This window comes from Kribbella sp. NPDC003557, from assembly GCF_040610805.1.
In the GTDB taxonomy this organism is placed as follows: Bacteria; Actinomycetota; Actinomycetes; order Propionibacteriales; family Kribbellaceae; genus Kribbella.
In genome coordinates this window covers 983,381-995,576 of the sequence record NZ_JBEXMY010000001.1, presented here as the reverse complement: position 1 = coordinate 995,576, position 12,196 = coordinate 983,381, and the positions used below count along the sequence as shown (strand labels likewise).

Here is a 12,196-nt window from a genome sequence, read left to right as displayed (position 1 = left end):
TATGGCGGACAAGCCGGCACCCAAGCCTGGGCACTTCCTGCCGGGTGGCGAGGGTGAACAGGGGACGGCCGACGCACGGAGGACCGGTGGTTCCGCGCCGTTGGCGGCACCCACACCGCGCCTCGGCGGCGAGGCGCCGCCGGCCCCGCCGCAGTTGACCGGGTCCCGGATCGACTCGCGCCGTACGACGCTGTCCGGCAGCCGGCTCGGCCCGCCGCCGTCCGACGACCGGGCCGCCGCGGCGTACCGGGAGGTGTTCCACCCCGAGCCGATCCCGTTCGTCCCGAAGCAGCGCTCCAAGGGCCTGATCGCGCTGATCGTCGTCGCGGCGCTGCTGCTCCTCGGCGGCGGTGCGACGTTCGCGGTGAAGGTGCTCTCGTCGTACGACGGCGCCCTCCCGAACCCGATGGGTACGCCGACGGAGAAGCCGGCCGCCGGGGCGAAGCCCACGCAGGAACCGATCGGCAAGGGGACGCCGGACGCCGACGTCGTCGGGAAGAACGCGATCTACTCCGCCGGCCGGCTGGCGGTGGCGAACTGCCCGGAGCCGGCGTTCCGGCCGACGTCGAAGGAGAACGTCCGCTCGTACTACCAGTCGCTGACCGCCTGCCTGGACAAGGCCTGGGAGCCGATCGTCACGAAGGCCGGGTTCACGTTCCGGTCGCCGAACCTGATCATCTTCGACGACGGCGACGAGACCGCGTGCGGCGTCCAGCACGACCTGGCGCTGTACTGCCAGGACGAGCACGGCGGCAGCGTGACGATGCCCTGGCAGAACATCGTCGAGGACTACCCGAAGAGCAAGGCCGAGACGCGCGCGGAGATGGCGCAGTCCTTCGGCTTCGTGTACGGCGTCCACGTGCAGAACCTGACCGGGGTGGCCGAAGCCGCCGACAACCTGGCCGACACCGCGGTGAACAAGAACGCCCAGCTCGAGATGCAGCGCCGCTCCGCGCTCCAGGCGTACTGCTTCGGTGCCGTGTTCTTCGGCGCCGCCAAGGCGAGCTTCCCGTTGCGCGGCGAGCTGCTGCGCCAGTGGAGCGGCCTGATCCAGCGGCGCGGCGACGAGCACACCAAGGACAAGGTCCGCGATCACGGCTCCAGCAAGAGCCTCGCGCTGTGGATGAACCAGGGCTTCGCGACAACCAACCCGGGAGCCTGCAACACTTTCGTCGCAGCATCCGCCAAGGTCAGTTGAGCGATGGGAGCGATCGATGCCTGACTCCGAGGAGGGTACGCCGAAACCCGGGCATTTCCTGTCCGGCGACGAGCCCGGACCCGGCTCGCGCCCGCTGACCCTGAAGACCGCGCAACCCGCCGGTCTGGGCCGGGCGCGCTCGACGTCGTTCGACGAGTCGTCGATGCGCCGCAAGGCCCGGCCGCTGCCCACCGAGCCCGGCACCACGAGCGAGTACAGCGGTCCGCCGGCCGCGCCGCTCACCGGAGCCCCGCTCCCGCCGCTGACCGGCACCCGCCGCGTCGGCGGCTCCCGTCCGTCGGGCTGGCACAAGAACCCGTCCCGCTCCGGCGCCCAGTTCACCTCCGAACCACCGCCGGCCGCCCCTCCCCGCCAGTACTCCCGCCCGGTCATCGTCGGCCTGTCGATCCTGGTCGTCCTGCTCCTCACCGGCGCCACGATCGGCGGCTTCCAGCTCGTCAACTCGTACGGCGTCCAGCGCCCCCTCTCCCAGCCCTCGGTCAAGAAGTCCCAGGCCCCGCTCCCCATCCCGCCGAACCCGACGGTCACCGTCACGGCCTCCGTCGTCCCCGACCTCGTCCGGCTCCGCCAGAACGAGATCTACGCGGCCGGCAAGGTGGCGAGCGTCAGCTGCAAGGAGCCCGCGATCAAGCCGGACTCCCAGTCGGCGATCCTGCGGTACTACCGGGCCATGCTGCCCTGCCTGAACGCGGCCTGGGCGCCGGTGCTGAAGAAGGCCAAGTACCCGTTCCGGTCGCCGAAGGTGGTGCTGCAGACGAACCAGACCACCGCCGCGAGCTGCACCGGCGAGAAGAACGTCGCGTACTACTGTCCGGCCGACGAGAGCATCAACATCAGCTGGAAGGCGGATCTCAAGGACTACAAGGACGATCCGCTGTCGGCCCGGGTGTGGATGATCGACACGATGGCGCACGAGTACGGCCACCACGTCCAGAACCTGACCGAGATGCTCACCGCCGCCGGATCCCGCGAGGGCTGGGCGAAGACGAAGGCGGAGGAGCTCGAGTGGAGCCGGCGCACCGAGCTCCAGGCCGGCTGTTTCGGCGCGGCCTTCCTCGGCGCGAACAAGAAGCCCCTCGGCCTGAGCGGCCGCAAGCTGGAGATCTGGCAGTGGCAGACCCAGCACAGCGGCGACGAGTACAACCCGAAGAAGATCCGCGACCACGGCTCCCGCAAGAACCACTGGCTCTGGGCCGAACCAGCCTTCAAGGCCGCCGACCCCAAACTCTGCAACACCTTCACAGCCGCACCCGCCAAGGTGAGTTGATCGCGCGCCCGCCGGTGTCAGCTGAGTTTGAGTTTGAAGCCCTCGTGGGAATTGGTGAAGCCCAGGTTGGTGTAGAAGCGGTGGGCGTCGGTGCGGGTCTTGTCCGAGGTGAGCTGGACGAGGGTGCAGCCGCGGGTGCGGGACTCCTCGACGGCCCAGCGGATCAGGGTGCTGCCGAGACCTGAGCCACGGGCCGGGGCGGCGACGCGGACGGCCTCGATCAGGCCGCGGGTGGAGCCGCGCCGGGACAGGCCGGGGATGATCGTGAGCTGCAGGGTGCCGATCACCTCGTCGTTGCGATCGGCAACCATCAGCAGCTGGTTCGGGTCGGCGTCGATCTGCTCGAAGGCCGCCAGGTACGGCGTCAGGTCGTCGAGCGACTCACGGGTGGCGCCGAGCTGGTCGTCGGCGATCATCGCGACGATCGCGGCGATGTCGGCAGCGGTGGCCCGGCGGATCAGCACATCGTTCATACGCACAGGATCGCAAACGCCTGAAGCGGTTCAGGCGGCAGGGTAAGCACCGAAGTCCCGTGATGGTGATTGCCTTACGCAAACACTTTTCGTTGCCCGCCGCGCCGGTCTCACTGTTTGCCCGAGGCATCTGAGGGTACGAGTCATACTGGACACCACTGCATCCGCCCGTGCCGGGGTTGGTGCAGTCCTGTGCCGACAGCGGATGCGGGCCAGTCCGAAAGGGTTCATCCGATGTCAGCATTAGCTATCGACTTCACCCAGCCGTTCGAAGATGCCTTCAGCAAATTGCTGTCGTTCATCCCGAACCTGCTGGGCGGTCTGGTCATCCTGGTCGTCGGCTACTTCGTGGCCAAGATCCTCGGCAATCTCGTCGGCCGGCTGCTCGGCCGCGTCGGCTTCGACGGCTGGATGGAACGGGCCGGCGTCTCCGGTGTGCTGCAACGGTCGGGCACGGGGCTGACCGCTTCGGCGATGCTCGGCAAGGTCGTGTTCTGGTTCGTGTTCCTGATCAGCTTCACGATGTTCGCCTCGGCGCTCGGCGTGCCGGAGATCTCGAACTTCATGAGCGACATGCTCGGCTACATCCCGCGGATCTTCGCCGCGATCGTGATCGTCTGCCTGGCGGCGCTGTTCGCCAACTTCCTGGCCGCGATCATCCGTGGCGCGACCGGGAACGAGACCCTGGCCAAGGTGGCCCGGTACGCGGTCCTGGTGTACGCCGCCTTCGCCGCGCTCACCCAGCTCGGTGTCGCGGTCCAGCTCACCGGCAACACGCTGCTGATCGTCCTCGCGGGCGCCGCGCTCGCTCTCGGCCTCGCTTTCGGCCTCGGGGGCCGCGAGATGGCCGGCCGTGCACTGGGCAACCTGTTCGACAAGGACAAGATGGTCAAGCCCGCCGACCAGAACGGCATGGACAACGGCACGGCGTCCTACCCGGCGCAGGGCGGCTACCAGGGCAGCTACCAGGGCGACTACGACGGCAACTACGAGGGCGGCTACCAGCAGCCCACCCAGCCTGCCCAGCCCACGCAGCCGATGCCGACGCAGCAGGAGCAGCACCCGGCCACGCACAGCGCCGGCAACTGGTCCAACGGCACCGCGCCGCAGGGCAACTGGCAGCAGGGGCAGTAACCGGGTCAGCTAGCACTTCTCCTCAAGCGGGCGGCAACCCCACCGGGTTGCCGCCCGTTCCTCAGCCCGCATACGCCGTCGGAAGCTGTCAGCTGTTGTCGGGCCCGGCCTTGCGGACTTCCTCGACCTTGGTCATGGCTTCGCGGAGGTCGGCCAGCCAGGTTTCGCTGTGCTGGGCGACCAGCTTGACGCACCAGCTCAGGGCGTCGCTGCGGGAGCGGGCCACGCCGGCGTCGACGAGGGTGTCGAGGACCTGGCGTTCGGGCTGGCGGAGCCTGGTCATCACCGGCGCGGACAGCGAGGTGAAGACGGTCCTGGTCTCACCGCAGCGGACGCCCCACGCGACCTTGCGCCGGGTGGCGTGCTCCAACTCGCGGGCGATCTCGATGCGGCGGTCCCGGGTGTCCTCGCGGAACTGCTTGATCCGCCCGTTCTCCGCGGCGGAGCGCTCGGCGGCGCTCACGTCCTTGGTCTGCTCCGGTGCGGGGATCCGGCCGACGATCAGGATCTCGTCCCGGTCGATCTCCAGCTCGGTCTCACCCTCGAACCAGTCGCCGGGCAACCGTCCGGTCAGCCAGCCCCGCACCTTCTCCTGCTCCGTCTGCGTACTCATGTAATCATAATTACACCGAAACAGGCCGAGCTCAAGGAACTAGCGGTACTGCACGGTGTACGCGGCGTGCGCGTCGCCCTGCGACAGCCCGACGTTCGACACGCCGATCGCCAGCGTGTGCCGGGTGACATCGTTCCGGTACGTCACGTACGTCGTACCGGCAGCCCCCTCGGTGGCGATCCGCGTCCAGTGCGCCCCGCCCTTCGCTGCGACCGCGTGCAGCTGCTGCGCCGCGCGAGGCGTCGCGTAGTACGCCGTCCACTTCGTGTCGCCGCGGCCCCAGGCGCGGACCAGGTTGTCGGCCCACTGGACCGCGTTCCACGCCTTCGGTTCGCCGGCGAACTTGGCGGTGTACGCCGCGTGCCAGCCGTTCGCCGCGCGCAGGCCGACGTTCTGGACGCCGATCGTCAGGTTCCCGCCGCGCGCGTCGTCGTGGTACGTCACGTAGATCGTCCCCGCGGCGCCCTCGGTGGAGACTCGCCGCCAGTGGATGCCGCCCGGCGACGCCTGCCCGAAGAGTGTGCGTGAGGTGGTCGTCGAGGCATAACAGTTGGCGGTCGCGGTGTCCCCGCGGCCCCACGCGCGGACGAGCCGGTCGGCGTACGTCACCGCGGAAACACCGGCCACGGAACCGCGGCAACTGGTGGTTGTGGTTGTGGTGCCGGCGTTGGCCGGCGCGGCGCCGGTGAGAACCAGCGGTGCGGTCACCGCGAGTGCCGTGGTGGCGCCAAGACCCATGATCCTTCGAATCATCATCGACCTCCCGAGTGGATGTGGTCCTACTGGTGGGACGCCACACCGCACCCGGGAGTTTGCATCGATCACCAATGAAACACGGCTGCAATATCAGGCCGCGGGCGGTGGCGCGAACGCCGTACGCAGCCGTTCCTGCGCGCTCGCTCCGGCGGCGGTGTGGTCAAGACCGAGCAGCGCCGCGCCGACCACCGGCGGTACGTCGACGACGCGCGGAACCGCTTTCGGGGCGACCTCGGCGAGCAAGCGCGTCACCCGGTCGAGCAGGACCGGGTGTCCCGCGGTCAGGACGCCGCCGCCGAGCACCACCGTGACCGGTTCGCCGAGCAGCTCGAGCCGCCGCAGCGCGCTCGAGGCCATCGCGACGATCTCCTCGGCCTGCTGCTGAACGATGCCTAGGGCAACGACGTCGCCGGCGGCCGCGACCTGGAACAGCACCGGCGCTGCTTCCAGTTGCCGCTCGGACGGCAGGTCGCCGAGATGGAAGGCTTCGATCACCGCGGTCAGGGACGGCAGCCCGAAGTGCATCGGCAACGCGGTGAGCAGTGCGGTCGCCGGACCGCGACCGTCCTCGGCCCGCGAGGCGGACCAGAACGCCTCCTCGGCCAGTTGCGCGCCGCCGCCCCAGTCGCCGGTCAGCTTCCCCAGCGCCGGGAATCGCGCGGTCCGACCGTCCGGCAGCATGCCCGAGCAGTTGATGCCCGCTCCGCACACCACCGCGACCCCCCGCGGCTCGTCGACCCCGGACCGGAGCAGGGCGAACGTGTCGTTGGCGACGTACACCGACTCGGCCCAGCCGCGCTCCTCGAACGCAGCAGTCAGCTGCTCGACCTCAACCGGCAGGTCGGCGTTGGCCAGGCAGGCCGAGATGTGTTGCACCAGCGGTACGTCGCCGACGCGCAGACCGGCCTCAGCGGCGGCAGCGCGGACCAGGGGCTCCAGCCCTGCGACAGCTGCCGTCGCACCGATCCGCTGCGGCTCGAACCCGGCGCCACGCGCCGTACCGAGCACGGTCCCGTCGCCAGCGACCAGTACGACATCGGTCTTGCTGTTGCCGGCGTCGAACGCGAGGACCCCGCCCGGAACTAGCGCGCCCACGGCAGGTAATCCCTGTTGTGCGCGAGCAGCTTGTCCGTCAGCTCCTGTGCGACGGCGATCTGTCCGACCAGCGGGTGTGCCAGCAAGGCCTGGAACACCCGGTCGGCTCCACCCTTCACAGCGGCCTCCAGTGCCAAGTCCTCGTAGGCCGTGACGTGAGCGACCAGTCCGGCGTACAGGGGCTCCAGCGGCGACACCGGCTGCGGCTTGGCGCCCTGCGCGTTCACCTTGGCCGGCACTTCGATGACAGCGTCGTCGGCCAGGAACGGGAACGTGCCGTTGTTGAGGGTGTTGACCACTTGGACGTCGCCGGTGTTGTTGAGCAGCGACGACGCCAGTGCGACGGCAGCCTCTGAGTAGTACGCACCGCCGCGCTTCTCGAGCAGGGCGGGCTTCTCGTCGAGCTGCGGGTCGGCGTACATGTCCAGCAGCTCTTTCTCGAGCGCAGCGACCTCGGCGGCCCGGGACGGCTTGGTCAGCAGCTCCTGCACCACTTCGTCGTGCGCGTAGTAGTAGCGCAGGTAGTAGGACGGTACGACGCCCAGCTGCTGCACGACGTGCGACGGGAGATGCAGGTCATCAGAGATCTCGTTGAGGTGATCAGCGAGCAGCGTGGGCAGCACGTCCTCGCCGTTGACGCGAACCGCTCGCTCCCAGGTCAGGTGGTTCAGCCCGACGTGGTCGAGCGCCACCTCCTCCGGCGTGACGCCCAGCATCGCTGCGAACCGGCGCTGGAACCCGATCGCCACGTTGCACAGTCCGACGGCCTTGTGCCCGTGCGACAGCAGGGCCCGGGTGACGATGCCGACGGGGTTGGTGAAGTCGATGATCCAGGCGTCCGGGTTGGTACGCCGTACCCGCTCGGCGATGTCCAGCACGACGGGCACGGTCCGCAGCGCCTTGGCGAGACCGCCGGCGCCCGTTGTCTCCTGGCCGACACAACCGCACTCCAGCGGCCAGGTCTCGTCCTCGTTGCGTGCCGCCTGCCCGCCGACGCGCAGCTGCAGCAGTACGGCGTCCGCACCGTCGATGCCCGCGTCCAGGTCGGAGGTGGTGATCACCCGCCCCCCATGGCCTTGTTTCGCGAAGATGCGCCGCGCCAGGCCGCCGACCAGCTCCAGCCGGTCGGCCACCGGATCGACAAGTACGAGCTCCGACACCGGCAACGTGTCCCGCAACCGGGCGAATCCGTCGACGAGTTCAGGTGTGTAGGTGGATCCGCCACCGACGACCGTGAGTTTCATCCCTTGACCCCTGTGAGTGTGACGCCTTCGATGAAGGCCTTTTGGGCGAAGAAGAACAAGACGATGACCGGGGCCAGCACCAGGAGCGTGGCTGACATGGTGAGGTTCCAGTTCGTGTGGTGTGCGCCTTTGAAGGACTCCAAGCCGTAGCTGAGCGTCCAGGCGGCGGGGTTCTCGCTGGCGTAGATCTGTGGGCCGAAGTAGTCGTTCCAGCAGTAGAAGAACTGGAACAGGGCCACGGCGGCGATCGCGGGCTTGGCCATCGGCAGCACGATCCGGACCAGGGCCTTGAACTCGCCGCAGCCATCGACCTTGGCGGCGTCGACGTAGTCCTTGGGGATCGTCAGCAGGAACTGCCGCAGCAGGAACACCGAGAACGCGTCGGTGAACGCCATCGGGATGATCAGCGGCCACAGCGTCCCGGACAGGTGCAGTTGCTTGGCCCAGAACAGGTACATCGGCACGATCACCACCTGTGGCGGCAGCATCATCGTGGCGATCACCAGCATCAGCACGACGTTGCGGCCGCGGAAGGTGAAGCGGGCCAGCGCGTAGGCGACCGGGATGCTCGACAGCAGCGTGAGCGCCGTACCGAGTCCGGCGTACAGCAGGGTGTTCTTCCACCAGGTCAGGAAGCCGGGTGTCTCCCAGACGGTCCGCAGGTTCTCCCAGTGCCAGCTGTCCGGCCACAGGTCGCGGGTGAGGGCCTGCTGGTCGCTCATGAGCGCGGTGAGGAAGATGAACACGAACGGCAGCACGAAGAACAGTGCGGCGGCGATGGCGAGTGAATGGACACCGATCCAGTGCAGGAACCGGATACGGCGTGCTGTGCGCGCGGCCGGTGTCAGTGTGACCGGGGACGTGATCGCGGTGGCGGTCATGCCGCGCTCCTCTCACTCATCGACCGCATCAGGAACGCGGTGAACACCATCGCCAGGGCGAACAGCACGAGCGCGATCACGGACGCGCCGCCGGTGTCGAAGCGCTGGAAGCCCAGGTGGTACACGAGTTGCGGCAACGTCAGCGTGGACTTCTCCGGGTATCCGGGTTCGAACTGCTGGCCGGCTCCGCCGATCACGCCGCTGGCGACCTTCCCGGCGACGAGCGGCTGGGTGTAGTACTGCATCGTCTGGATAACGCCGGTGACGACCGCGAACAGGACGATCGGCGAGATGTTCGGGAGCGTCACGTACCTGAACCGCTGCCACGCGCCCGCTCCGTCCAGCGACGCGGCCTCGTACTGCTCCTGCGGGACGTCGAGCAGGGACGCCATGAAGATGACCATCAGGTCGCCGATGCCCCACAACGCCAGCATCGTCAGCGCGGGCTTCGACCAGGTGGGGTCGTTGAACCAGCCCGGCTGGGGCAGTCCGAGGCTGCCGAGGATGCTGTTCACCGGTCCGGTGCCGGGGTTGAGCAGGAACGCGAAGGCCATCGTCGCCGCGACCGGAGGGGCCAGGTACGGCAGGTAGAACGCCGTACGGAAGAAGCCGGCGCCGGTCTTCACCTTGGTGATCAGCAGGCCGATGCCGAGCCCGAAGACCACGCGCAGTGTGACCATCACGATGACCAGCCACAGGGTGTTGCGCAGCGCGGGCCAGAAGAACGGGTAGTCGGTGAACACGTACTGCCAGTTCTTCAGGCCGGTCCAGGTCGGCGGCGTGAACCCGTCGTATTTCATGAAGCTGAAGTAGACGGTCGACACGAGCGGGTACAGGAAGAAGACGCTGACCCCGATCAGCCAGGGGGACAGGAAGGCGAGGGTACGCAGCGTCTCGGTGCGGTGTTTCTGCCTCAGCGACGTCATTTCGCCTGGGCCAGGTCTTTGTCGATCTGTGCGTCGGTCTTCGCCAGGCCGGCGGCCAGGTCGGGTACCTTGCCCGCTTCGTGGGCGTAGCCGAAGTCCTGCAGCGTGAGCTGGTACGCGCCGCCGTTCGGGCTGGCCGGGGTGGTGTTGCTCTTCGCGTGCTGGGCGATGCCGAGGAAGACCTTGAAGTTCTCGTCCGCGGTGAGCTTCGGCGAGCTGATCGCGGCCAGCGTGGACGGTACGTTGTGGATCGCGTTGGCGAAGCTGACCACGGCGTCGGTGTCGGTGGTCATGAACTTCACCAGCTCCCAGGCCGCGTTCTGCTTCTGGCTGGTGCCGGCGATGCCGATCACGGTGCCGGACAGGTATCCCTTGCCGTAGCTGTCGGCCTGCTCGTCGGGTACGGGGAACGGGGCGACGCCGATGTCGAACGTCACGCCGGCCTCGCGGGCCATGCCGAGCCGCCACTCGCCGTCCATCGTCATCGCGACCTGGCCGGTGTGGAACGGGTTCTTCGCGCCGAACTCGTCGCCGAACGTCGCGCGGTACTTCTCCAGCTTCGAGAAGCCGCCGAGCTGGTCGACCAGGCGCTGCTGCCACTTCAGCATGCTGAAGAACGCCGGATCCGCTGCCAGGTTCGACTTTCCGCCCGGCGTGAAGTACGTCGGGTTCCAGAGCGCGGCGAAGTGGGTGGCGGTCGACTCGTAGCCGTGGAAGTTCGGCATGAAGCCGAGCTGGCTGTAGCTGTCGCCCTTGACCTTGGTGAGCTTCTTCGCGACCGCGTCGAACTCGGACAGCGTTTTCGGCGGCGCGGTGATCCCGGCGGCCTTGAACGCGGTCTTGTTGTAGTACAGGCCGTAGGCGTCGTTCAGGAGCGGCAGAGTGCAGCGTTTTCCCTGGAACTGCGTGTAGTCCTGCAGCGGTTTCGGAAACGTCGTGTCCAGGTCGACGCCGGACTTGTCCAGGAACGGCTTCAGATCGGCGAAGACGTTGGACGCGCAGAACGTGCCGACGTTGTCGGTGGTGAACGAGGACACCATGTCCGGCGCGTTCGCGCCGCCGGCCCGCAGCGCCTGCTTGATCTTGTCGTCGTTGATGTTGCCGACGACCTTCACGTGGATGTTCGGATGCTTCGCCTCGAACGCCTTGACGTTGGCGGCGATCGCGGCCGCCTCGCTGGGGGCGCTCCATCCGTGCCAGAAGGTGATGCTGACGTCCTTCGTGGCATCGTCGTCGGCCTGCGGTGCGTTCGATGTCCCTGTGCAGGCGGTCGCGAGTAGCGCGACGGCGGCGGTGCCGATGACGGCACGGGGGAAGCTGTGCATCCGGTCTCCTACTAGGTGATGGGTGGCCCCGCGGTGTCGAAGACTTCGTCGCGGGTGGTGCTCAGTGCGGACTGGAGTGCTCCGGAGAGCACGGGGTCGGTGCTGATCGCGGTCATCAACAGCTGCGGCCGCGGTACGGCGAGATCGGCGAGCTCGTCCTGGACCAGGCCGCGCAGGCGTTCGCCGCCCGCGGTGATGACACCTCCGGCCAGCACGATCAGCTCCGGGTCGACGACCGCGACGATCGCGGCCAGACCGACCGCGAGCCGGTGCGCGAACTCGGTCAGTACGTCGTCGCCGGCGCCCTCGGTCTGCAGGGCGAGCGCGATCGCGGCCTCCGGCGTCCGGGCCTTCAGGCCGTGCGAGCGGGCGAGTTCCAGGACCGGTTCGCCGCCGGCGAGTTCCTGGAAGCCGCCGGCGTTGTTGCGGCCGACGTTGCGGACCAGCGGCGTCCCCGGCAGCGGCAGGAACGCGACCTCACCCGCGCCGCCGGTCGCCCCGCGGTGCAGCCGGCCGTTGATGACGATCGCGGCGCCGATGCCTTCCTCGCCCCACAGCAGCACGAAGTTGTCGTGCTGCCGGGCGTGGCCGATCCGCTGCTCCGCGACCGCGGCCAGGTTGACGTCGTTCTCGACCTCCAGCGGTACGGCGATCGCGGCGGCCAGCTCGTCCAGCAGATGCGGGGCGTGCCAGCCGGGCAGGTGGGTCGCGTACCGCAGCCGGCCCGTGGTCGGGTCGAAACCGCCCGGCGTGCCGATCGAGACCCGGTGCAGACGCTCACGGCTCAGGCCCGCCTCGCCGGCCGCGCCCTCGATCGCCTTGACGACCCGGTCGACCGTGCCCTTGGCGCTGCGGCCCGGCGTGGCCAGCTCGTAGTGGCCGACCACGTTGCCGGTCAGGTCGGCCACCGCGGCCCGGATCCGGGTCGGCGTGACGTCCAGACCGCCGACGTACGCGATGTCGCCGTTGATCTCGTACAGCTGCGCGTTCGGGCCGGGACGACCCGCGGTGGTACCGCTCGGGCGGACCAGCCGGGCCGCCTCCAGCCGCGCGAGCAGCTGCGACGCGGTCGGCTTGGACAGCCCGGTCAGGTTGCCCAGCGTGGTGCGGGAGAGCGGGCCCTGGCTGAGCAGCAGGTCCAGGGCGGCGCGGTCGTTCATCGCGCGCAGCAGGCGCGGCGTTCCGGGTGTCGTTGCCATGAGCCAACCCTGCCTCCCTTCGCCGCCCGCGGGTACTCGCCGCGCTGATGATCGGAACTGTTAG

Annotated in this window: 12 protein-coding genes; 3 read left to right on the top strand and 9 right to left on the bottom strand. The window is 68.8% G+C overall.

All coding sequences use genetic code 11. The features are described from left to right. Window position 1 precedes the first annotated feature (1 nt). Window positions 2–1,198, top strand: a complete 1,197-nt coding sequence (locus ABZW60_RS04770; protein WP_355474058.1) for a neutral zinc metallopeptidase — start codon at window positions 2–4, stop codon at window positions 1,196–1,198. Between the two features lie 16 nt (window positions 1,199–1,214). Beyond that, entirely contained in the window at window positions 1,215–2,486 is a 1,272-nt protein-coding gene (locus tag ABZW60_RS04765; protein ID WP_355474056.1) for a neutral zinc metallopeptidase, read from the top strand. Between the two features lie 17 nt (window positions 2,487–2,503). On the opposite strand, the gene ABZW60_RS04760 is transcribed toward ABZW60_RS04765, so the two are convergent. Beyond that, the gene (locus ABZW60_RS04760) at window positions 2,504–2,959 is read right to left on the bottom strand and encodes a GNAT family N-acetyltransferase (RefSeq protein WP_355474054.1); all 456 of its coding nucleotides are present in this window, start codon (window positions 2,957–2,959) and stop codon (window positions 2,504–2,506) included. Between the two features lie 234 nt (window positions 2,960–3,193). Here ABZW60_RS04760 and ABZW60_RS04755 point away from each other — a divergent pair, with 234 nt between their 5' ends. Further along, window positions 3,194–4,093, top strand: coding sequence for a hypothetical protein (locus tag ABZW60_RS04755; protein ID WP_355474052.1), 900 nt, complete (start codon window positions 3,194–3,196; stop codon window positions 4,091–4,093). An 88-nt stretch (window positions 4,094–4,181) separates the two neighbouring features. Here ABZW60_RS04755 and ABZW60_RS04750 read toward each other — a convergent pair whose 3' ends face one another. The 8 genes from ABZW60_RS04750 to ABZW60_RS04715 all read right to left on the bottom strand — a co-directional run bounded on the left by ABZW60_RS04750 (window position 4,182) and on the right by ABZW60_RS04715 (window position 12,132). Next, window positions 4,182–4,706, bottom strand: coding sequence for a hypothetical protein (locus ABZW60_RS04750; protein ID WP_355474050.1), 525 nt, complete (start codon window positions 4,704–4,706; stop codon window positions 4,182–4,184). 39 nt (window positions 4,707–4,745) lie between these two features. Further along, window positions 4,746–5,462: a hypothetical protein gene (locus tag ABZW60_RS04745; RefSeq protein WP_355474048.1), complete on the bottom strand. Its 717-nt coding sequence runs from the start codon at window positions 5,460–5,462 to the stop codon at window positions 4,746–4,748. Between the two features lie 90 nt (window positions 5,463–5,552). Beyond that, window positions 5,553–6,557, bottom strand: a complete 1,005-nt coding sequence (locus ABZW60_RS04740) for a BadF/BadG/BcrA/BcrD ATPase family protein (RefSeq protein WP_355474046.1) — start codon at window positions 6,555–6,557, stop codon at window positions 5,553–5,555. Next, entirely contained in the window at window positions 6,545–7,801 is a 1,257-nt protein-coding gene (locus ABZW60_RS04735; protein WP_355474044.1) for a 6-phospho-beta-glucosidase, read from the bottom strand. The genes ABZW60_RS04740 and ABZW60_RS04735 overlap by 13 nt, the downstream gene beginning before the upstream one ends. Then, entirely contained in the window at window positions 7,798–8,682 is an 885-nt protein-coding gene (locus ABZW60_RS04730; protein ID WP_355474043.1) for a carbohydrate ABC transporter permease, read from the bottom strand. The genes ABZW60_RS04735 and ABZW60_RS04730 overlap by 4 nt, the downstream gene beginning before the upstream one ends. Beyond that, a complete protein-coding gene (locus ABZW60_RS04725; protein WP_355474041.1) occupies window positions 8,679–9,608 on the bottom strand; it encodes a sugar ABC transporter permease in 930 nt (309 codons plus the stop codon). The genes ABZW60_RS04730 and ABZW60_RS04725 overlap by 4 nt, the downstream gene beginning before the upstream one ends. Further along, window positions 9,605–10,933 (bottom strand): ABC transporter substrate-binding protein, encoded by a 1,329-nt coding sequence (locus tag ABZW60_RS04720; RefSeq protein ID WP_355474039.1) that lies wholly within the window; start codon window positions 10,931–10,933, stop codon window positions 9,605–9,607. The genes ABZW60_RS04725 and ABZW60_RS04720 overlap by 4 nt, the downstream gene beginning before the upstream one ends. 11 nt (window positions 10,934–10,944) lie before the next feature. Further along, complete coding sequence (locus tag ABZW60_RS04715) at window positions 10,945–12,132, bottom strand: ROK family transcriptional regulator (protein WP_355474037.1); 1,188 nt, start codon at window positions 12,130–12,132, stop codon at window positions 10,945–10,947. Between the last annotated feature and the right edge of the window lie 64 nt (window positions 12,133–12,196).